We start from the raw sequence: 21,249 nt of genomic DNA, 5'->3' as shown, positions 1-21,249 counted from the left end.
CATGACCAGTAACTGGTAAGGGTTAATAGTTGAGGAGTAATTGATAATAAATAGATTGAACTATTTTAAAGTTTTTTACCTAAACTGATTACTGGTGATAAAAATATATAAAAGGTGGAGATTAATATGAATAAACCTAAGTATCATGTTTTTGTCTGTTCTAGCTCAAGAATTAATGGTCAACAGAGAGGTTACTGTGTCAATAAGGATTCTATAGAGATTATCCAAAACTTTATGATGGAGATTGAAGATTATGGCTTAACAGGTGATGTAATGGTAACTAACACAGGCTGTTTGGGGATCTGTGATAAAGGCCCAATAGTAATCGTTTATCCAGAAGGAGTCTGGTATGGTAGTGTTACTCCTGATGATGTAGAGGAGATAGTAGAAAGCCATTTAGAAAATGGTAAGGTAGTAGAGAGGTTAGAGATATAATCAATCGATTATATCTTCCCTTCTCTAAAGGGGAGAGGAATTTTCAAAATCATAGATGGCTATAGATTCTCTTGCTATTGTTAAAGGAGATATAATAGTATTATCTTATTAAAAATAAATAGTTATTTATTTTTAATAAGATAATTTTGTTATTTTAGATAGTTATCTTAAGTTGGTTTATATTTAAAATTTAATTGTGAATAGTAATACCTGTTAAGCCGGTTATAAGAGTTTAGGATAAGGGAATGTCACAATGAAGAAGATCTTAATTATTCTTTTGATATTAGTTGTCGTTATAATTGCAAGATATCAAGGGGGGTAAGAACTATGAAGTGGGAGCTGAGAAGAGAGATGCTAAAAATCAAGGGCTTACAAAGTGAAAGCTAAGCTTTAAAGATAGCTTTATTTAGAAGTTAATTGAGCAAACCTGGCAGCTTACTTAATACCTTCTAACTTTTACTTATAATAGTGAAGGTTTTAGTGTTGACTAGCTGTCGAGTAAAAGAAAGTAGGGGTAATATGGCCAATGATTTGATTTATCAAGAAGTACAAGGGTGTAATGAAAGGGCAGATATATTTAAATTACCAGGAAGTAAGAAGGTAGATTTAACTAAAATTTTAATTTGGGGGATAATGATATTCAATGTCGTTTTTATTACCTTGATTATCTTATCTTTATTCTTAAAGTCTTCAATAGGAGATGTAATTTCTGTTGTAAAAGATTTAAATACTTTAAAAGCAATCAAGATAACCATTAGCTCTATCTTCTGTTCTGCTATTATGACTATTATTATTGGGGTTCCCTTTGCTTATGTCATGGCCCAAAAACAAGGGAAGGTTTATAGAATAATTAATATGATCTTAAATCTACCTTTGGTGATGCCCCCTACTGTCGCAGGGTTAGCTCTGTTAATGGCCTTTGGAAGAAGGGGTGCCTTTGCAAATGTAATTAGGGTTTTTGGTTTTGATATTCCCTTCAGTTTTGTGGCATTGATTATAGTGCAAGTATTTGTGATGCTACCACTCTTTACTCAGGCATTAAGAAGTGGCTTTGAGGCGATCAATCAGGATATCAAAGAAGCTGCTATGGTCTTTGGGGCAGGTGAGAAGGAGCTGTTATTTTTAATCTACTTACCTCTAAGTATTAGAGCTTTTATGACAGGGCTGATTATGGCTTGCTTGCGTGCAGCAGGAGAGTTTGGTGCAACTATGATGTTTGCTGGAAATCTATCAGGTAAAACTCAGACATTATCTACAGCGATTTATACTCTTTCTCAAAGGGATTTAGGTCAATCTATCTCTTTGGCAGTAGTATTGATCTTAATATTTTTGCTACCATTACTTGTTTTAGAATTGAAATTAAAAGAGTAATAATATATAGGTGCCTGTAAAGGTTATATTCTATTTAGAGATGAGTTTATCTGGTTGAAAGCATAGAGGAAACTTAAATGTTTTCAATTTAAAATAGAATTTAAATAACTTTGCAGGTGCCTTTAATTTTTGATTACTAAAGTGTCGTAATATCTTTAAATTGTATCAGCTTGCTATAAATCTATAACTTGGGGTGATAAGATGAAGTTGATTACTGTATCTGGTCCACCGTCAACTGGAAAGACTTCTGTAATTATTAAGACGATCGATCATTTAAGTCAGAAAGAGATTAAGGTTGGAGTGATAAAGTTTGATTGCTTATCAACAAATGATGATATCTTATATAAGAGAAAGAAGATAGCTGTGCAAGTAGGTATTTCAGGAGGGTTATGTCCAGACCATTTTTTTGTTAGTAATATTGAGGAATGTTTTGAATGGGGGTTAAAGGAAGAGTTAGATATTTTGATCAGTGAAAGTGCAGGCTTATGCAATAGATGCTCTCCTTATTTAAGAGGTTCCTTGGCTGTCTGTATTATAGATAATTTAATGGGGATTCATACCCCTAAAAAGATAGGACCGATGCTGAGATATGCTGATATAGTGGTGATAACTAAAGGTGATATAGTCTCTCAGGCAGAAAGGGAGATCTTTGCTTATAGGGTTAAAGAGGTAAATTCTAAAGCTAAAATCTTATTTATTAATGGGATTACCGGTCAAGGGACCTTGCATCTAGCCGATTTATTTATGAAGGAAGGGGAAAGAGAGAATTTAAAAGATAGCAAACTCCGCTTTACTATGCCAGCTGCTTTATGCTCTTACTGTTTGGGGGAGATGACAGTTGGGAAGGATTATCAAATAGGGAATATTAAGAATATAAATCTCTAAAAGATGAGGCTGGTGGTGAAATTGGAAGATGAGAAAGGTTTTGATATAACTATAATTGGTGGTCATGATAAGGATGGTAATCCAGAAGATTTAAATCTGACTATCTATTCAGGTGAGGTTGTATCGATTGTGGGACCTACTGGTTCTGGAAAGAGTCAACTACTAGGTGATATTGAATGGATGGCCCAAAAGGACACACCAACAGGAAGGAAAATTCTGATTAATGGTCAGGTGCCTGATGTAGAGAAACGTTTTGATATAGATTCAAAGCTGGTTGCCCAGCTATCCCAGAATATGAACTTTGTGATGGATGTGACTGTCAAAGAGTTTGTAGAAATCCATGCTAGTAGTCGTAAGATTGAAGACTCTGAAGAGGTAATTGAAGCAATTATCACTCAAGCCAATCAATTAGCAGGTGAAGAGTTCTTGGAGGATACACCGATTACTTCTTTAAGCGGGGGTCAATCTAGAGCGTTGATGATTGCTGATACAGCTTATCTTAGTAAATCGCCAATTGTATTGATTGATGAGATTGAGAATGCAGGGATAGATAGAAAGAGTGCTTTGGATTTGCTTGTAAAAAGAGAGAAGATAATTTTAATGGCAACCCATGATCCGATCTTGGCCTTGATGGGGGATAAGAGGTTGGTTATTAAAAATGGAGGTATCAATAAGATTATTGAATCTACAGCAGCAGAGAGAAAGAATTTAGTCTTACTTGAGAAGTTAGATAAGAAACTGTTGATGATGCGTAATAAGCTTAGAAATGGAGAGATAATCGACTGTATAGGATGGGAGTGAAATTTTTATGGGAGAGTTTAGTGATTGTAATCTATTAGCTTTAATGCCATGCCCTTTGAAGGTACCTTTTGAAAGGTTGATAACAGATTATGTGAAAAAGAAGAAGGAAGAAGGAGTAGAGCTTAACTGTAGTATAGTTGCTAATGCCAATAATCATCTTACCTTTTATGAACAGATTGATGCCTTTAGAGAAATAGACGAGATACCTGATATTGTGATATCACCAGGGCTTAATAACTTCTTTTATGATGAATTTCATAACAGATTTATTAGTAAGGGATATTTTAGAAATCCAATTGAATATAATGAAGCTGAAAATTTCGAAAATATAGGATATCAAGATGTGGCTAAAAATTATACGATGTTTACTTTAAATTTATTGGTTATAGTTGTGAATAAAGATAGACTAAGGGGAGCTGAAGTTCCTAAGAGGTTTGGTGATTTATTATCCAAAGAATATTATAAGAATATCTCTATTAGAGGAAGGGATGAATTTGTCTGTGAAACAGTCCTCTTAAATTTTTATAAAGAATATGGTTTTGAGGGGATAAAGTTGCTTTCAGAGAATGTCAAAGAAGGTTTGCATCCAGCAGAGATGGTGAAGAGGGCAACAAGCACTAATTATCAAGACCCAGCAATTTATGTAATGCCCTATTTTTTTGCTAGAAATATAAGTGCTAGGGAGAATATAGAACTTATCTGGCCAGAGGATGGAGCTTTGGTCAATGCTATTTCAATGTTAGTTAAAAAAGGTATCAGTAAAGATGTTAAAGATTTGACTGAATATATAGTAGGGCAAGAGGTGGGAAGAGTCTTTACAAATGCTGCATTTCCTGTATCGAATCCAGCTGTTGAGCTTGGGATCTTTGAAGATAAGGAATATAAGTGGCTTGGTTGGGATTTTATACAGAATAATAACTTAAGAAAAGTTATGGATGAAATTACAGGTTATTATATGTCTTTTCAAATTTAAGGTGGAAAAAAAGCGGGTAGAAGTTCAGTTTGCATTTGGGTGTTAACTATGTGTAAAATTTATTCAAAATGTTACCAAAAAGGCTGCTCAATCGTTGACAAAAAAACAATCTTGAAGTATAATTAACACATAGTTAACATGTAGATAATTACTTTTGGTGTAGTCGAAAAAAGAAGGGGGTGAGTATGATGAATAGCTTCTATATTTTAGATACAACTTTGCGAGATGGAGAGCAGTCTGCAGGGGTATCATTTTCTAAAAAGGAGAAAATAGACATAGCTTGTAAATTAGATGAACTAGGGGTAGATGTTATAGAGGCGGGTATTCCGGCTATGGGCACAGAAGAGAAAGAAGTCCTTAAAGAGATTATATCTCTAGATTTAAATGCTGAGATATTGGCTTGGAATAGGATGAAGATCGAAGATATAGACCAATCTCTTGATTGTGGTTTTAAAAACATTCATATTTCAGCTCCGGCTTCCGATATTCAGCTTAAGCATAAGTTGAAAAAAGATAGAGGCTGGTTGTTGGCTGAGTTAACCAAAGTTATTAATTATGCTATCAAAAAAGGATGTATGGTGTCTGTAGGGGCAGAAGATGCTTCAAGGGCTGATATTGACTTTTTGATCCAACTCTATAAGGTTGCTCAAAAAGAGGGTGCTGTTAGAGTTCGCTATGCAGATACTATTGGAGCTTTAGACCCTCTTGCCACTTATGATAATATCAAAAAAATAAGAGAAGCGATCGATTTGGAGGTTGATTTTCACGGGCATAATGATTTTGGGATGGCTACAGCCAATGCTTTGAGTGCTTTTAAAGCCGGGGCTAAATATATAAGCTGTACCGTTAATGGCTTAGGGGAGCGTGCGGGCAATACAGCTTTAGAAGAGATAGTTATGTCTTTGAAATGTATTGAAGGTTGTGAAAGTGATTTTAAGATTAAAGGTTTAAAAGAGTTATCAAAACTTGTAGAGGATTCATCAGGAAGAAGAATCTCCATAGATAAGCCTGTTGTGGGTGATGGTGTCTTTTCTCATGAGTCTGGAATACATGTGGATGGTCTATTGAAAAATCCTTCAACCTATGAGTTCTTATCTCCAGGTGATTTAGGAAGAGAAAGGAAATTTGTAATTGGTAAATTCTCAGGGGTTAGCTCAATTCTTCACAAGTACAAAGAATTGGGAATTTCTCTTAGTGAAGATGAAGCCAACAAGGTCTTAAGAGGGATAAAATCTTATTCTGGTAATGTTGAGAGTGTTATTGGTTAATTGGTAGATGTCATAAGGTGATATCATGTTTAATGACCTGTTTTTGTTAACCAGATGTTAATTAATAAGAAAAAATAAGATAAAAGACTTGACTTATTAAGTCCCAAACCGTATAATTAACATGTAATTGACATTAACTTTACATCAAACTGTTTTTAAAGGTATTAAATTGTGTCTTTGGTGGAGAGTTTTGGTTGGGCGAAATCACATACACTGAGGTGAGGGAGATGATGCTTGATGTAGGTGCAAATACTCCTGCTTATACTATTGGAGTGGTTGCAGATATGACTGGTCTAACGGCCAGACAGATTCGTTATTATGAGAAGGCTGATTTGCTTAAACCTATCAGAACAAAAGGTAATCAGAGATTATATTCTCAAAATGATATTGAAAGGCTTGTCCAAATTAAAAAATTATTGAACAAAGGCTTAAATGCGATAGGGATAAAAAAGATTTTGGAGGAGCAAGAATAATTTTACTAAGTTGGGTTTAGGGATTGTTTATAATGGTTTTTATTTTTATTCTTCAATGTCAGGTTTGTGTTAATTTTTTTCAAAAAAACCTTGACACTTTGGCACAAAACCTTTATACTTGACATATAACTAACATATACCTAACACAAAGATGGTCTTGAAAAGAGATTTTAATAAAATAAGCGAGGTGATTTTAATGTGTTTTGTAATGAAAAATGTTAATGTAACCAGTGAGCATGGGAGTTATAAGTCGGATATTGTTGTTAAGGATAATAATGTTGTAATGGTTGGCAAGGGCATTAAAATAGATGGTATCAAAGAGATAGATGGAGCAAGTTTAGTTTCTGAAAGCATTATAACTTGGTTCTCAGGTTCAAAAGAAGATTTAATTTAAGAGGAGGAAAATAAGAATGTCTAAATTAACAAAAGAAGATGTATTACAGAAAGCAAAAGAGTTGAATGTAAAGTTTGTTAGATTACAATTTACTGATATTTTAGGGATAATTAAGAATGTTGCAATTACAGTTAATCAATTAGAGGATGCTTTAGATGGAAAGATTATGTTTGATGGTTCATCAATTGATGGCTTCACTAGAATCAATGAGTCTGATATGTATTTAAAGCCTGATTATGATACTTTTACAGTATTTCCGTGGAGACCAAAGGATGGTGCAGTAGCAAGATTAATCTGTGATGTTTACAAACCAGATGGCAGTGCTTTTGCAGGTGACCCACGTCAGGTATTAAAGAAGGTCTTAGATGAAGCTGCAGAGATGGGTTATGAGATGTTTGTTGGACCAGAGCCAGAATTCTTCTTATTCCAAAAAGATGAGAAGGGTGACGCAACTACTATTACTAATGATCAAGGTGGATATTTTGATTTAGCACCAATGGATGCTGGTCAAGATCCAAGAAGAGACATTGTCTTAGCTTTAGAAGAAATGGGCTTTGAGATGGAAGCCTCTCACCATGAAGTAGCACCTGGACAACATGAGATTGACTTTAAATATGATCATGCTTTAACTACTGCTGATAATGTAGCTACCTTTAAATTTGTAGTTAAAGCTATTGCTGAAACTCATGACTTACATGCGACATTTATGCCAAAACCAATCTTTGGAGAAAATGGTTCTGGAATGCATGTTCATCAGTCATTATTCAAAGATGGAGAGAATGCTTTTTATGATGAGAATGATAAGTTAGGCTTAAGTCAAATTGCTAAATATTATATCGGTGGATTATTAAAACATGCGAAGGCAATTGCAGCTATTACTAATCCAACGGTTAATTCTTACAAACGTTTGGTACCTGGATATGAAGCACCAGTTTATTTAGCATGGTCTAGCTCTAATCGAAGTGCTTTAATTAGAATTCCAGCTGCACGTGGAGCTGGAACTAGATTAGAGATGAGAAATCCTGATCCATCTTGCAATCCATATTTGGCTTTTGCTGTAATGTTAAAGGCTGGTCTAGATGGAATTAAAAATAAGATTGAAGCACCAGCAGAGGTTCTAGAAAATATCTATACAATGAGTGCTGATAGAAAAGAAGAATTGTCTATTGAAAGTTTACCTAGTAGCTTAAAAGATGCTTTAGGCTATTTATTAGAAGATGAAGTTGTTACAAGTGCATTAGGTGAGCATGTTTTAGAACATTTCTTAGATGCTAAGATTATTGAATGGGATATTTATAGAACTCAAGTTCATCAATGGGAATTAGATCAATATTTAGAAGTATATTAATAGCTTTTGAGTATTGACTAATTATATATAATCTCACTCTTTATATGCTTAGAGAATCCTTGATTGCTATAAATGAGTAGACAGTTTAAGAGTAGTTAAGCAAACAGAAGGGTTCTCTAGGCTATAAAAATAAGTGAGGCAAATAGTTAGTAAAGGAAGTGCTAAAATGTTGAATAAGGACTATAAGTTGATTACAGAGAAACTGGTAGTATGGATTCAGCAAAAAGTGAAGGAAGCTGGCTGCAAGGGGGCAGTTGTTGGCTTAAGTGGAGGTATTGATTCTTCGGTGACAGCAGCCTTATGTAAGAAAGCCTTTCCTGAAAACACTTTAGGGTTGATTATGCCCTGCGAAAGCAACCCTGAAGATCAAAAAGATGCTAAATTGTTAGCAGAAAAGTTTGAAATAGAGTATAAGAAGATAGATTTAGCTTCCGTCTTTAATTCAATGTTAGATGTGGTTGATCTAGTTGATGATCAGAAACTAAGTCTTGCTAATATCAAACCAAGATTGAGAATGACTACTTTATATTATTATGCTAGTTTAAATGGTTATTTAGTTGTAGGAACAGATAATAGAAGTGAGCTGAAATTAGGCTACTTTACCAAATTTGGTGATGGGGGAATAGATTTAGCACCATTAGGTAATTTGGTCAAAAGTGAAGTTAGGGAGGTAGCCAGAGTTTTAGGTGTGCCAGAGAAGATTATTACTAAAGCACCATCAGCTGGATTGTGGGCAGGACAGACTGATGAAAGTGAGTTAGGAATTACTTATGAAGAGGTTGATAATTATATCTTAACAGGTGAAGCTAGCTCTAAAGTAAAGGAGATAGTAGATACTTTAGAGGAGAAAAATCAACATAAATTAGCTTTACCACCAATACCGAGCTTTTAAATTATAGGTTTTATAAGTATTTATTATAAAATATATATTAATTATAAGGAGAGTGAAAAAAGTGAGAAGAAGAGTAGTTAGTTTAGGTTTACTTGTGATGTTAGGAGTGATTGGTTTATCATCAATAGCTTTTGCAGCAGATGCAACAGCAGAAAGCAATGCAATTGCGATTGATACAATTTGGACTTTGATAGCAGCATTTTTAGTATTCTTTATGCAAGCAGGATTTGCGATGGTAGAGGCTGGATTTACTAGAGCAAAGAATGCAGGAAACATTATTATGAAGAACTTAATGGACTTTTCAGTAGGATCATTAATTTATTGGATTTGTGGATTTGCATTTATGTTTGGGGCAGGAAATGCTTTTATAGGAACTAAAGGATTCTTCTTAAGTGGAAGTTTTGAACATTTAGGATTGAGCATACCTTTAAGTGCTTTCTGGATCTTCCAAGCTGTATTTGCAGCAACAGCAGCGACTATTGTATCAGGAGCTATGGCTGAAAGAACTAAGTTTAGTGGATATTTAGCTTATAGTGCTGTAATCACTGCAATCATCTATCCAGTAGTAGGTCACTGGATTTGGGGTGGCGGTTGGTTAGGCGACATGGTTGACTTCGCTGGTTCAACAGTTGTTCACTCAGTAGGTGGATGGGCTGCTTTAGCAGGAGCAATAGTTTTAGGACCTAGAATTGGTAAATTTAATGAAGATGGTTCTGTTAATGCAATGCCAGGACATAACTTATTAATGGCTGCACTTGGTGTATTCATCTTATGGTTTGGTTGGTTTGGATTTAACCCAGGTAGTACAGTAGCAGGTACTGATTTAAGTATTGCTGATATTGCAGTAACAACTAACTTGGCTGCAGCAGCAGGTGCCGCTTTAGCAATGGTAACTAGTTGGTTCAAATATGGTAAAGCTGATGTAAGTATGACTTTAAATGGAGCTTTGGCTGGTCTTGTTGGAATTACTGCAGGGTGCGCTAGTGTGGATAACTATGGAGCTGTAGCAATTGGAGCTTTAGCAGGAATCTTAATAGTTTATGCTGTAGAGTTTATCGATAGTTTACATGTAGATGACCCTGTTGGAGCAGTAGCAGTACATGGTGTTTGCGGAGCTTTTGGAACATTATTAGTTGGATTATTTGCAGTAGATGGTGGTCTGTTCTACGGAGGAGGAATTGGATTATTTTTCACTCAGTTAAAAGGTGTAGTAGCAGTAGGAGCTTGGACCTTTACAACAGCATTTATCCTATTCAAAGTGATTGCTAGTACTATTGGCTTAAGAGTATCTAGAGAAGAAGAGGTAGAAGGATTAGATATTACAGAGCATGGTTCCGTATCTTATCCAGATTTCATTCCATTACATTGGAAGAGTGTTAAAGTTAGTAAAAAGTAGTGTGAGCAATGAGTGTGAGGGGAAATGTCTAACTTATAATTATAATTACGCTCGTTAAATATAATAAATTAGAATAATTAAGAGGATAAATTTAAAAGATAGTGAGAGTTTGAGTTATTAGTGCAGGGTGTAAAGGTTTTACTCACACCCACACTAAGCACTCCCACTAATAAAGGGGGAAAGAGAATGAAAAAGGTAGAATGTATTGTCAGACCAAGTAGTATAGAAGAACTAATCGTGGCTGCAGAGAATTTAGGTGTAAACGGTTTAAATATAACTCAGATTGCTGGATATGGTAAGCAAAAAGGTGCTACTAATATCTATCGTGGTGTAGAGTATGAGGTCAAGTTAAAGGAGAAGCTTAAAGTAGAGATCGTAATAGAAGAGGATAAGGTAGAACCTTTAGTCAATGCTATTATGGAGGCTGTTCGTACTGATGAAGTCGGTGATGGTAAGATCTTTATCTATCCAATAGAAGAGACTATTAGGATTAGAACAGGTGAAAAAGGTATAAAGGCTATTTAACATTAAGCAACCTACCCCCGATTTAATCGGGGGTATTTTTGTAAAAGTATAGAAGGGAGGGTTGATGATTGATGAAGCTGATTAGGGCGATTGTTAGACCTAAGAAGGTTGAAGCTGTTGTAGAAAGATTAAGTGCTGAAGGGTTTCATGCCTATACCAAAGTAGATGTTAGTGGTAGGGGTGAGCAAAAAGGAGTTAAGATTGGAGAGACCCACTATGATGAACTTTCAAAGACTATGATTTTAATTGTGGTAGAGGATAAAGATAAAACTAAAGTAGTCGATATAATTGCTAGGGAGGCTAAGACTAAGAGAAAGGGCAGCTTAGATGCAGGGGAGATTAAGTTTAAGATGGGTGTAGATGGTGTTGCTGGTGATGGTAAGATATTTGTAAGTACTATAGAAGAGGATTATACAATTAGTAGTTACATGGGGATATAAAAAGCTGGTCGATATCGACCAGCTTTTTAGTTATAAAACTATATTTTGAATTCATCGACCATATCCATTAAACTATGGGATATCTCTTTGAGCTCTTGGGAAGAAGAGTTGAGCTCTTCAGAGATAGTTTCAATATCCTGATAGGAATTAAAGATTTCTTTGCTATATGTTCTCCAGTTATCGGTAGCACTAGCTGTTTGCTGAACTTGTATTGAGCTTTCCTGACTTGAATTTTTTATCTCTGTAAATAGTAAGCCAGTCTCTTTAGCGATCTTTTGACTTGTTTTTGTTTTACATTCTACTTCTCTAATAGCAGTTAATGCATTAGTTGATTTCTGCTCTATTTTATCAATTATAGTAAGGATATTCTCAGTAGCACCATTAGTTTCAGTCGAGAGGGCTCTAATTTCATCGGCGATGACTTTAAAGCCATTGCTGGTATTATTAGAGTTATTGGCTTCAATGTTAGCATTTAAAGCTAATAGATTGGTCTGTTTTGTTATATTGGTGATTAGTTCAACTATTTGATTGATCTCTTGGTAGTCATTATCTAGATCTTCTATAATCTTTACAGTTTCTTTGGTGACTAGACTGATTTTATTGATACTCTTTAAGGTATCATTGATATTGTTGTTACCAAGGTGAGTCTTATTAGAGGACTGTTGAGCAAAAGCAGCCATCTCCTCCATACTCTCTGAAATACCTTGAATAATTGAAGTGATATTATTCATTAGATTCTGATTTGCTGTGATCGTTCTATTAGCCTTTTGGGCAGAAGATAATAGCTCTTCACTATGGGAAAATAACTCCTTTGATGTCTTACGGATATTGATGATGGTATCTTTTAGGTTTGAGTACATCTTATTTAGAGCTGATGCTAAAATATTAAGTTCATCTTGTGTTTTGATATCAAGTAGCTTAATATCTAGGTTTCCTGAAGAAATTTTATTAGCAAAATTGGTAGCAGACAAGATAGGTTTAGTTATCTTATTACTAAATAACAAAGATATAAGAATAACTAAAGTAAAGATAACTAGACTAGAGAAGATAGAAATAAGAAAGAATTTATCCTCTAAACCTTTAATACAGGTCAAATCTTGGCTGATTCTAAGCATTCCTTGAATCTTTTGAACAGTTGGGTCAAATAAGGGCAGATATAATTCTAATCTATTATCTTCCGCCATAGAGATTACTTTCTCTCCTGACGATACTTTATTAAAGATGGATTTATCCTCTATACTTTTGCCAATCCTATCTTGCTCTGAATCCCTAGAACTTTGAATTAATTTATCCCTTTCATAAAAGGCTACATCACCCGAAATTAAATTATTGATATTCTTTAGTAAGTGGTTGTTTAGATTGAAACCAACTTGGAGAGTACCTATAATCTGATTATTATCTTTGATAGGAACAAAGGCTCTAACAGCCAGCCCGCTCTTACCAAATTCAAAGCCTTTAACCTCTTCTCCCTGTAAAGCCAGATTAATTGAGTTGTTATCACTCTTATCATCACCAAATTTGCCGGGGTGATGGGCTCTAGTAAAGACAACCCCTTTTTCATCACCAAATTCAAAGACGGTTAAGCCTTTATCCTTTTTTAATAGCTTGAAGATTGGTTTAAGCTTTTGGTCTAATAAAGCTCGGTCCTTTTCTTTGAAGGCGGAAATTAGATTCTTTTGTTGGGCATAGTTGTGAGCAATAGAGAGTGCTACCTTCTGTTTTTCATTAAAGTAGAAGTTTGAGACCTTAACAGCCTGTTCTAACTTAGAATCTATTGTTTGCTCAAAGCTCTGTCTACTCTGCTTATATAATATTGTAGAGATGATTAGTGTTGGAATTATTGAAATTAGTGAGAGAAGGATGAATAATTTCTTCTTTAAACTGAATCTTACCATTATGCTTTCCCCTTTCTTTTACTCTGATAATTGTAGCTTACGAATTCTATATATTATATAACTTTATTTCTAAAACCTTGTATTTTCTAGAAAGTTAACCCATAGTTAACCTACTGTTTACAAAGCTACTTTTTATTAAAAGATAATAGATAACAAATAATAAACAATAAACTAATGCCAATATCTTGTGCTAGTAGAAAAAATGATACAATATATAGATATTATGATACTTTCGTGTAAGTGTACAGTGTACGGTTGACAGTTAAGATCTTTAAAAGCGAAAAGAATTATTGTTTGAACGGAGCAAAAATTGAGATGGAATTTAGAGTACAATTAGGTTTAAATTAAAGATATAATAATTGATAATTTTTATTATTTTGATTGCGTAGTGAGTGGGCTCTGCCACGAAGAGTCTTGTTCTATAGACTCGTTGGTTAATTCTTTTCTAGACTTTTTGCTTACTTTTGGGGCAATGCCAAAAGTAAGGCGCCCTTAAGCGCAACCTAAGATTTTGCTTACTTTTTAAAAAGTAGAAGCGTCGCAATATTCCCATAAAGACACATTATCTATATTAAAATTTAATTAGCACAATAGAATAATAAAAATCAAAATAATGTTTGCATATTTATTCTCAAAAATGTATAATTATAAATAACATGAGGAGGGAGGAGTTACTATGAAAGATTTATTGACAGTTAAGGACTTAACACTAACAGAGATTGAGGAGTTATTTGAGCTAGCGCTTAAGTTAAAGAAGGAATTAAAAGCAGGTGTTGAACATAAAATTTTGGCTGGTAAGAGCTTAGGAATGATCTTTGCTAAATCTTCTACAAGAACAAGAGTTTCCTTTGAGGTTGGTATCTATCAATTAGGAGGTCAGGGGATCTTCCTAAGTTCAAATGATATTCAACTTGGAAGAGGGGAGACGATAGAGGATACAACTAAAGTACTCTCGCGTTATGTAGATGGGATTATGATTAGAACCTTTGCTCACAGTGATGTAGAAGAGTTAGCTGAACATGCAACTATTCCTATTATCAACGGTTTAACTGATGATTACCACCCTTGTCAAGCATTGACTGACTTACTTACTATTAAAGAGTATAAGGGTGAGTTGAAAGGATTAAAAATGACTTATGTTGGCGATGGTAATAATATGGCTCACTCTTTATTATTAGCAGCAGCCAAAGTGGGAATGGATATCTCTATTGCTTGCCCTCAAAATTATCAACCAGATGAAGAGGTAGTAGCTGCTACTAAAGAAATTGCTCAAGATAGTGGAAGTATGGTAGAGATAACTAGTGATATTTTAGCAGCTTCTGAAGATGCTGATGTACTATATACCGATGTCTGGGCTAGTATGGGTGATGAAGATGAGATGGAAGAGCGACAAGAAGCCTTTACTAAGTATCAAGTTAATAGTGAAGTGATGTCAGTAGCAAAAGCTGATGCCATCTTCTTACACTGTTTACCTGCACATCGTGGTGAAGAGGTAACGGCAGAAGTAATAGATGGAGAGCAATCAGTAGTCTTTGATCAGGCGGAGAATAGACTACACATGCAGAAGGCAATTATGGCAAAATTAATGAAATAAACTTTAAGTCGGGGCAGATAATAATGTCTCGGCTTTTTTATTTATTGGGTTTTTAAGTATAGTAATAGACTTACTTGTTATAATAAATATAAATAAGTTCTATATTATAATCTTTAAGTTAGATATATTAAGTTAAAAAGAATTGTCAGCCATGAATTAATAGGAATTAAGAACTAAAAATAAAAGATTTTAACTTATTTATATAAAGTTATAGCAGGGAGTTAGTTTTGTTCTAATCACCTATTTAATAACCTAAATATTGCAATTAATAGTTTAGGAGGGGAGTAATGAATTGGGCAGGTTTGTGTTATACAGGATTGATTTTTATGAGTATATCCGCATTATTTTATACTATAATAAGGACAAAAGATAGGTTCTTAATTCCACTTTTCTTCTTAACTATAGGAATGATATTTTTTGGTGAGTATTTAGTTTTATTTGTTTTTGAAGGGTATATTTATAAAGTAGATTATTTTAAGGAGTTTTATTATAACAACTACACAGGACATATAATTTCTAATGCACTCTCTTTACCAGCAGCGGCAGTTTTAGTTGCAGGGTTTTCTTTAAAGTTTAGACATATCTTAGGGATAACATTATTTTTTGTAGGAGTAGAGTGGTTATTTTTAAAGTTAGATATTTATGAGCATCGTTGGTGGAATTTATCATTTACAGCTATTGCTTTAATAAGTCTTTTCGTTATAGTTAAAAAGTGGTATGGTTATATTAAAGCCCCTGCTAGTCCACTGCTAATGGGTTTTGGCTATGTCTGTATTCTCTTTTCATTACATATCCTATTACGTGAGTTTCCTTTGGGTGTAGTCTTGAATAAAATAAAATATTCTCCAGGGTGGTTTGAAAATCCCTTGCGTGATAGTGGAGTTTTTTATCCACTAGTAGGCGTAACGAAATCATTTATAGATACATTTTTTTTAAGATACGTCAATAATAGATATCTGGCAGTAGTATTGATGGTCAGTACTAGTGTATTATTGGATATATTGCTTAAATCTTTGAATCTAATGATCTTTGAAGGGATTGGTATCTTGGGGTTAATAATAATAGAAGTGCTTATTATTTGTGTGTTTGTGTTGATAGAAGAGTTTATATTGGTTAAGAAGTTATCAAAATTATAAAAAATTGTAATAAAAATAATTAATTAGAATTTTCTAAGAATAAAAAATTAAGGGGTTTAAATAAATGAAAGGTTCTAACAAATTTAAGGGGAGACGACATCAGGCCTATGTCAGTATATTTGGTACAACACAGGTTCATTTAAGAAACCCTTGGATAATTTCTTGGTGGTCAGCAGCATTTCCTGGATTGGGTCATCTCTTATTATCAAAGTATTTAAGAGGCTTTTTATTATTTATTTGGGAGGTATATATTAATTATCAAGCTCATGTTAATCTTGCTATTCTCTACTCCTTTACAGGTAGTCTTGAACAAGCAAAAGAAGTAATTGATATTAGGTGGATGCTCTTATATATTCCAACTTATATCTTTGCTATTTGGGATAGTTATCGAAGTACAGTTGATCTTAATCATCAGTATTTATTAGCAACTAGGGAAGATGCTGATATTAAAATCTTTCAAATAAGTGCCATGGAGATTAATTATTTAGATAAAAGAAATCCCATGATTTCAGCTATCTGGTCATTCTTAATGCCAGGTGCAGGTCAGATCTATATTCATCGTATAATTACTGCCTCCTTTATTATGACTTGGTGGATAATGCTTGTTTATTATTCAAAATTATTACCTGCTATTCATTATTCCTTTCTAGGAGAATTTGCTAAAGCTAAAGATATTATAAGTTGGCACTGGCTTTTAAATATTCCCTCAGTATATGGGTTTGCACTATACGATGCTTATGTTAATACTGTAGAGAATAATAAGTTGTATGACTGGGAACAGGCTCTATTTTTAAAGAAGAATTATCAAAATAAAAGCTTTGAATTACCTTGTGAAAATAAAAAAGATGTAGGTGAAGCTATGCATATTATCTGTACATTTGAATATTCAAATTATCTAGAGTTAGCAATTAGTACTATGGAGATGCAAGGGATTAAAAAGGAGGATATTTTGGCTATTCCTATGGACAAGAGAAATTCATCTAGAAGGTTTTTTGATAGTATTCATCACTCTGATGGTTTAAGTTTGTTAGATTTATCTTCTATTTTGGGAACTATATTTATGCTCCTTGGCAGTATTTATGGTTTTATTTTGAAATGGGGGCCAATTGTGTGGGGGTTAATTGGATTGTTAGTAGGTGGTTTTTTAGGTTTGCTTATTAGATTGTTAATAAGTAAAAATAAATCATATAGACAGAGAAATAAAAAGTCTACAGAGGTAGTTTTGATTATCAAGTGTGAAGAGAAGAAATTAGAGTTAGTTAAGGATATACTATGGGAGAATTATGCTCTTGGAGTTGCTAAGCTTGATTTGGCTGACAAAGTGGGAAATATTCAGATTTAATTAGACAGTAGCCTTTTTTTTTGTTAACATACCAATATAACTTATAGTAAAGGAGATTAGAATATGTCAGAAGATAAGATTTTAGCACAGGTCAATGGAGAAGTGATTACAGAAGAGGATATTGAGATGGTTATTAAAAATGCCAATCCTCAACAGGCACAGCAACTACATACAGAACAGGGTCGTCAACGTTTATTAGACCAATTAATCAATCAAAAGTTATTTTACCTAGATGCTCTTGAGCAAGGTTTAGAAGATAATCAAGAGTTTAAGGAGAGTCTTGAGAGGGTACAAAATAACCTATTAAGCCAATTTGCTATTAAGAATCTTTTAGAGAACGTAGCTGTAGATGACAGTGAAATAGAAGAGTTTTATGATCAGAATAAGGATAGATTTAAGAAGCCAGAAAGTGTACAAGCAAGCCACATTCTTGTTAAGGAAGAAGAGAAAGCAGAAGAGATTTTGGACCAGCTAAAAGAAGGTCTTGCATTTGCTGAAGCAGCTAAGAAATACTCTACTTGTCCTTCTAAGGCTAGAGGAGGCGACTTAGGTGACTTTACAAAAGGTAAGATGGTTCCTGAGTTTGAACAAGCAGCCTTTGCAATGGAAGAAGGAGAGGTCAGCTCAGAGCCTGTTAAGACGCAATTTGGTTATCATATTATTAAGGTTACAGCTAAGAGTGAAGCTGCCAGTAGTTCTTTAGAAGAGGTTAGAGAACAGATTGAACAGCAATTGACCTCAATGAAGCAGAATCAGCTTTATCAAGGTAAGACAGAAGAGTTAAAAGAAAAATATACTGTAACAATTGGTGAGTAAAAAAAGAGTTTCTGGAGTTTAACTCCAGAAACTCTTTTTTTAAATTAGCTAAGTTTTTGAGGTCAGTTTACCACTTAATCATTATATAAAGATAGATTTAATTATATTCTAAAGTTATAATTTATAAAAATGGTAGAGTACTCCACTTTTTAATAATTACCATTGTTACTTTTTCTTGAACTTGATATAATTTTAATAGATATCTTAATATATTCTCAAAATTTACCTTTTAAAGGTACTAGCTAGTGGTTGATAATTACTTATTTGAATTTGAGGGGAATTTATTGATAATTTATATAATTAAGGGTAATCTAAATATTACATTAATTGGAATATGGGGATTTTTAAAAGTTATTGTATGAAATTGAATAATTTATGGAGGAATTTGATAATTAAATGTCGAATGAGTTAAGGTAGTTTTAGTCTTAATAAGTTTATAAGATTATAAGTAGCAGTGATTAATCTAATAAATAACAATAAATTGAAAAAGAGGGAGGCTTAACAGGTGGGGCGTAATAAACTTGTCATTATAATGGTATTATTTATATTCTTATCTTCTTCCATAATCAGTGTTGAAGCCAGTTATAGAGTCTTGCAGCAGGGGATGAAAGGTAGAGATATTAGAGAATTACAGGAGAATTTAGTGATGTTAGGCTATAGAATAATTATTGATGGTAATTTTGGACCTGCAACTAAGAGTGCTATTATCGAGTTTCAAAGAAAATCTAAACTCCCAAATGACGGTGTTGTAGGAAAGCAGACTTGGAACAGATTAAAAGATGCCGTTAGTTTTGAGAAATATAAAGTAAGATCTGGAGATACCTTATCTAAACTGGCACATACATATGATGTTCCAGTAACTGTGATAAAAGAGGCAAATAAGCTTGATAATGATATAATTCGTATTAATCAGGAGCTGATAATACCTAAAACTGCTTTAGGTGGAGGGATTGATACAGACTTCTATGAAATGGTTTCTTATAAGGTTAGAAGGGGAGATACTTTAGATAAGTTAGCAAACAGGTTCCACACTACAATTAGGACTATTAAGCAAGTAAATAATTTTGAGACAACCCGTATTAGAGAAGGTCAAATGATTAAAATACCTAAATTAATCATTGATTTGTCACAAACTTCTAAGAATACAACAGCAGTTAAAAAAGATTTTATTTGGCCAGTAAGGGGAAGGATAAGTTCAGGGTTTGGTTATAGGATACATCCAATCTTAAACAAGAGAAGTTTTCATAATGGTATTGATATTGCTGTAGGAACTGGAACTCCAATCAAAGCTGTTAAGTCAGGGAAGGTATTAAATAGTGGTTGGGTAGGAGGATATGGTAAGACGGTAACTATTGATCATGGAAATGGTGTAGTTAGTTTATATGGTCATAATTCAAAATTGTTGGTTAGACCTGGGCAAAGTGTAAAACAGGGGCAAATAATTGCTAAATCAGGGAATACCGGAAGAAGTACAGGACCTCATTTACACCTTACAATATTAATTAATAGTAAAGAAGTAAATCCATTAAAATATCTAGATTAAAAAGATTTTAAATTGTTAAGTAGGATGGTTGAATTCAACCATCCTACTTTTATTTTTATTAATGATTATTTATTAGTAACTTCTTACTTTTTTAGTTTGCAAATAGGTTTAAATTTAATTATAATAGTAAATAATAATTGATAAGAAGGATGTGAGGAGTATGAGCAGTCAGAAAATATTCTTAAATGGTAAATTAGTAGATAAGAGTGAAGCAAAGGTATCTGTATTTGATCACGGTTTCTTATATGGTGATGGGATCTTTGAAGGTATCCGTGCTTATAATGGAAGGGTATTTCGTTTTGATGAGCATATTAAGCGCCTATATGAATCAGCTAAAGCGATTATGTTAGATATACCGATGACTCCTGAAGAGATGAAAGAAGCAGTATTAGAGACTATTAGAGCTAATGAACTAACAGATGCTTATATACGGTTAGTTATCTCTCGTGGAGTTGGTGATTTAGGATTAGATCCTAAAAAATGTGATCAAGCAACTGTAATTATTATAGCTAGTGACATTACTCTTTATCCAGAGGAGTTCTATCAAAATGGACTGGCTGTAGTTACTGTACCTACTAGAAGAAACATTCCAGAAGCAATCAATCCAAGAATTAAGTCATTAAATTACTTAAATAATATCTTAGCTAAGATTGAAGCAAATCAAGCTGGAGTTTTAGAAGCAATTATGTTAAATAATGAAGGTTATGTAGCAGAATGTACAGGTGATAATATCTTTATTATTAAAGATGGTGTATTGGTTACTCCTCCTACATATATTGGAGCATTAAAGGGTATTAAGCGTGGTGTAGTATTAGAGGTAGCTCCTGAACTTGGATTGGAAGTAAGAGAAGAGGTATTTACTAGACATGATATATTTACTGCAGATGAGTGCTTCTTAACAGGTACTGCTGCTGAAGTAATTCCTGTTGTTAAGGTAGATGGTAGAGAGATTGACAATGGGAAGCCTGGTGAGTATACTGCTAAGCTAATCAAGAAGTTTAGAGAGTTGACTCAAAGCACTGGTACTGAAATTTATGATAATTAAGAATTTCAAGCACAGCCATTAATGGCTGTGCTTTTTAATAATTTACTAAAAAAGTATTTAAAAAATACTTTTTTAAATTGAAAAAAACTTGCAAATTATAAAAGTTAATGTTATAATTCAAAGCAGTTGTTCACAAATAAAACACATATGTATTTATTACGAGAACAAAAATCTGTTTTAATAAATCTAATTTTGAACTAAGAAGGAAGGATATAATGGAAGAAAAGTTCTATATAGTTAGTGAAGAGATTTTATCTGATGCTATGAAAAAGACAGTAAAAGTAAAGGAGTTGCTTAAAACTGGTGAAGAGGATCAAATAAAAGAAGCGGTTAAGAGAGTCAATCTAAGCCGCAGTGCTTATTATAAGTATAAAGATTATATCTTTCCCTTTGTTCCTGAGGAAGAAGAAGAGTTAGTAACCTTGTCATTGTTAGTAGTGGATAGAAAGGGAGTTTTGTCAGAGGTATTAACTAAAGTAGCAGAATATCAATCTAGTATCTTAACCATTAATCAGGATATACCTTTAGACCAAGTAGCCCATATAACAATGACAATTAAGGTAAAGAAATTATCAATTTCTTTAGAAGAACTATTATCTAGGATAAAGGATATAGCAGGAATTAGAAGAGTTGAATTGATTAGTAAGAGCTTTAAAAGCAAATAATCTTTAGCTGTT

Annotated in this window: 21 protein-coding genes; 20 read left to right on the top strand and 1 reads right to left on the bottom strand. The window is 33.5% G+C overall.

Annotated features, from left to right (window positions below; translation table 11 throughout):
* The first annotated feature begins 126 nt into the window (after positions 1-126).
* The 13 genes from BX659_RS06765 to BX659_RS06705 all read left to right on the top strand — a co-directional run bounded on the left by BX659_RS06765 (position 127) and on the right by BX659_RS06705 (position 11,201).
* Positions 127-435 (top strand): 2Fe-2S ferredoxin, encoded by a 309-nt coding sequence (locus BX659_RS06765; protein ID WP_097017245.1) that lies wholly within the window; start codon positions 127-129, stop codon positions 433-435.
* A 468-nt stretch (positions 436-903) separates the two neighbouring features.
* Positions 904-1,806, top strand: coding sequence for a molybdate ABC transporter permease subunit (locus tag BX659_RS06760; protein ID WP_181186425.1), 903 nt, complete (start codon positions 904-906; stop codon positions 1,804-1,806).
* Between the two features lie 201 nt (positions 1,807-2,007).
* On the top strand, positions 2,008-2,691 hold the full coding sequence (locus BX659_RS06755) for a GTP-binding protein (RefSeq protein WP_097017243.1): 684 nt from the start codon (positions 2,008-2,010) through the stop codon (positions 2,689-2,691).
* A gap of 3 nt (positions 2,692-2,694) precedes the next feature.
* Entirely contained in the window at positions 2,695-3,492 is a 798-nt protein-coding gene (locus BX659_RS06750; RefSeq protein ID WP_097017242.1) for an ATP-binding cassette domain-containing protein, read from the top strand.
* Positions 3,493-3,499: 7 nt separating this feature from the next.
* Positions 3,500-4,465, top strand: coding sequence for an ABC transporter substrate-binding protein (locus tag BX659_RS06745; RefSeq protein ID WP_097017241.1), 966 nt, complete (start codon positions 3,500-3,502; stop codon positions 4,463-4,465).
* A gap of 188 nt (positions 4,466-4,653) precedes the next feature.
* Positions 4,654-5,733: a homocitrate synthase gene (nifV, locus tag BX659_RS06740; protein ID WP_097017240.1), complete on the top strand. Its 1,080-nt coding sequence runs from the start codon at positions 4,654-4,656 to the stop codon at positions 5,731-5,733.
* A 227-nt stretch (positions 5,734-5,960) separates the two neighbouring features.
* Positions 5,961-6,206 carry a MerR family transcriptional regulator gene (locus BX659_RS06735; RefSeq protein ID WP_258176120.1) on the top strand — a complete coding sequence of 82 codons (246 nt, stop codon included), beginning with the start codon at positions 5,961-5,963 and terminating at the stop codon, positions 6,204-6,206.
* A 208-nt stretch (positions 6,207-6,414) separates the two neighbouring features.
* On the top strand, positions 6,415-6,600 hold the full coding sequence (locus BX659_RS06730) for a hypothetical protein (RefSeq protein WP_181186424.1): 186 nt from the start codon (positions 6,415-6,417) through the stop codon (positions 6,598-6,600).
* A 16-nt stretch (positions 6,601-6,616) separates the two neighbouring features.
* A complete protein-coding gene (glnA, locus tag BX659_RS06725) occupies positions 6,617-7,948 on the top strand; it encodes a type I glutamate--ammonia ligase (protein WP_097017237.1) in 1,332 nt (443 codons plus the stop codon).
* 166 nt (positions 7,949-8,114) lie between these two features.
* On the top strand, positions 8,115-8,840 hold the full coding sequence (locus BX659_RS06720) for an NAD+ synthase (RefSeq protein WP_097017236.1): 726 nt from the start codon (positions 8,115-8,117) through the stop codon (positions 8,838-8,840).
* Between the two features lie 61 nt (positions 8,841-8,901).
* On the top strand, positions 8,902-10,236 hold the full coding sequence (locus tag BX659_RS06715; protein WP_216358760.1) for an ammonium transporter: 1,335 nt from the start codon (positions 8,902-8,904) through the stop codon (positions 10,234-10,236).
* A 186-nt stretch (positions 10,237-10,422) separates the two neighbouring features.
* Positions 10,423-10,761 carry a P-II family nitrogen regulator gene (locus BX659_RS06710; RefSeq protein ID WP_068716961.1) on the top strand — a complete coding sequence of 113 codons (339 nt, stop codon included), beginning with the start codon at positions 10,423-10,425 and terminating at the stop codon, positions 10,759-10,761.
* Positions 10,762-10,832: 71 nt separating this feature from the next.
* Complete coding sequence (locus BX659_RS06705) at positions 10,833-11,201, top strand: P-II family nitrogen regulator (RefSeq protein WP_097017235.1); 369 nt, start codon at positions 10,833-10,835, stop codon at positions 11,199-11,201.
* A gap of 38 nt (positions 11,202-11,239) precedes the next feature.
* Here the strand turns inward: BX659_RS06705 and BX659_RS06700 are convergent, their stop codons facing one another.
* Complete coding sequence (locus BX659_RS06700) at positions 11,240-13,096, bottom strand: methyl-accepting chemotaxis protein (protein ID WP_097017234.1); 1,857 nt, start codon at positions 13,094-13,096, stop codon at positions 11,240-11,242.
* Between the two features lie 676 nt (positions 13,097-13,772).
* On the opposite strand from BX659_RS06700, the gene argF reads away from it, so the two are divergent.
* The 7 genes from argF to BX659_RS06665 all read left to right on the top strand — a co-directional run bounded on the left by argF (position 13,773) and on the right by BX659_RS06665 (position 21,237).
* Complete coding sequence (gene argF / locus BX659_RS06695; RefSeq protein ID WP_097017233.1) at positions 13,773-14,690, top strand: ornithine carbamoyltransferase; 918 nt, start codon at positions 13,773-13,775, stop codon at positions 14,688-14,690.
* Between the two features lie 287 nt (positions 14,691-14,977).
* Positions 14,978-15,826 (top strand): hypothetical protein, encoded by an 849-nt coding sequence (locus BX659_RS06690; protein ID WP_097017232.1) that lies wholly within the window; start codon positions 14,978-14,980, stop codon positions 15,824-15,826.
* Between the two features lie 64 nt (positions 15,827-15,890).
* The gene (locus tag BX659_RS06685; protein WP_097017231.1) at positions 15,891-17,168 is read left to right on the top strand and encodes a hypothetical protein; all 1,278 of its coding nucleotides are present in this window, start codon (positions 15,891-15,893) and stop codon (positions 17,166-17,168) included.
* A 63-nt stretch (positions 17,169-17,231) separates the two neighbouring features.
* Positions 17,232-17,984 (top strand): peptidylprolyl isomerase, encoded by a 753-nt coding sequence (locus BX659_RS06680; RefSeq protein ID WP_097017230.1) that lies wholly within the window; start codon positions 17,232-17,234, stop codon positions 17,982-17,984.
* Positions 17,985-18,489: 505 nt separating this feature from the next.
* Positions 18,490-19,527 (top strand): peptidoglycan DD-metalloendopeptidase family protein, encoded by a 1,038-nt coding sequence (locus tag BX659_RS06675; RefSeq protein WP_097017229.1) that lies wholly within the window; start codon positions 18,490-18,492, stop codon positions 19,525-19,527.
* A 160-nt stretch (positions 19,528-19,687) separates the two neighbouring features.
* Positions 19,688-20,572, top strand: coding sequence for a branched-chain-amino-acid transaminase (ilvE, locus tag BX659_RS06670; protein WP_097017228.1), 885 nt, complete (start codon positions 19,688-19,690; stop codon positions 20,570-20,572).
* Between the two features lie 215 nt (positions 20,573-20,787).
* The gene (locus BX659_RS06665) at positions 20,788-21,237 is read left to right on the top strand and encodes an ACT domain-containing protein (RefSeq protein WP_097017227.1); all 450 of its coding nucleotides are present in this window, start codon (positions 20,788-20,790) and stop codon (positions 21,235-21,237) included.
* The last annotated feature ends 12 nt before the right edge of the window (positions 21,238-21,249 follow it).

It is taken from the genome of Orenia metallireducens (genome assembly GCF_003001995.1).
In the GTDB taxonomy this organism is placed as follows: domain Bacteria; phylum Bacillota; class Halanaerobiia; order Halobacteroidales; family Halobacteroidaceae; genus Orenia; species Orenia metallireducens_B.
The sequence above is the reverse complement of the archived record's forward strand: the minus strand, read 5'-3'. Positions and strand labels throughout refer to the sequence as shown.

Coding starts and splice junctions, on each gene's coding strand:
- BX659_RS06730 (WP_181186424.1), top strand. CDS start 6,415: ATGAAAAATGTTAATGTAACCAGTGAGCATGGGAGTTATAAGTCGGAT.
- BX659_RS06735 (WP_258176120.1), top strand. CDS start 5,961: ATGATGCTTGATGTAGGTGCAAATACTCCTGCTTATACTATTGGAGTG.
- BX659_RS06755 (WP_097017243.1), top strand. CDS start 2,008: ATGAAGTTGATTACTGTATCTGGTCCACCGTCAACTGGAAAGACTTCT.
- BX659_RS06745 (WP_097017241.1), top strand. CDS start 3,500: ATGGGAGAGTTTAGTGATTGTAATCTATTAGCTTTAATGCCATGCCCT.
- BX659_RS06765 (WP_097017245.1), top strand. CDS start 127: ATGAATAAACCTAAGTATCATGTTTTTGTCTGTTCTAGCTCAAGAATT.
- BX659_RS06710 (WP_068716961.1), top strand. CDS start 10,423: ATGAAAAAGGTAGAATGTATTGTCAGACCAAGTAGTATAGAAGAACTA.
- glnA (WP_097017237.1), top strand. CDS start 6,617: ATGTCTAAATTAACAAAAGAAGATGTATTACAGAAAGCAAAAGAGTTG.
- BX659_RS06700 (WP_097017234.1), bottom strand. CDS start 13,096: ATGGTAAGATTCAGTTTAAAGAAGAAATTATTCATCCTTCTCTCACTA.
- argF (WP_097017233.1), top strand. CDS start 13,773: ATGAAAGATTTATTGACAGTTAAGGACTTAACACTAACAGAGATTGAG.
- nifV (WP_097017240.1), top strand. CDS start 4,654: ATGAATAGCTTCTATATTTTAGATACAACTTTGCGAGATGGAGAGCAG.
- BX659_RS06680 (WP_097017230.1), top strand. CDS start 17,232: ATGTCAGAAGATAAGATTTTAGCACAGGTCAATGGAGAAGTGATTACA.
- BX659_RS06705 (WP_097017235.1), top strand. CDS start 10,833: ATGAAGCTGATTAGGGCGATTGTTAGACCTAAGAAGGTTGAAGCTGTT.
- BX659_RS06665 (WP_097017227.1), top strand. CDS start 20,788: ATGGAAGAAAAGTTCTATATAGTTAGTGAAGAGATTTTATCTGATGCT.
- BX659_RS06720 (WP_097017236.1), top strand. CDS start 8,115: ATGTTGAATAAGGACTATAAGTTGATTACAGAGAAACTGGTAGTATGG.
- BX659_RS06685 (WP_097017231.1), top strand. CDS start 15,891: ATGAAAGGTTCTAACAAATTTAAGGGGAGACGACATCAGGCCTATGTC.
- ilvE (WP_097017228.1), top strand. CDS start 19,688: ATGAGCAGTCAGAAAATATTCTTAAATGGTAAATTAGTAGATAAGAGT.
- BX659_RS06690 (WP_097017232.1), top strand. CDS start 14,978: ATGAATTGGGCAGGTTTGTGTTATACAGGATTGATTTTTATGAGTATA.
- BX659_RS06750 (WP_097017242.1), top strand. CDS start 2,695: ATGAGGCTGGTGGTGAAATTGGAAGATGAGAAAGGTTTTGATATAACT.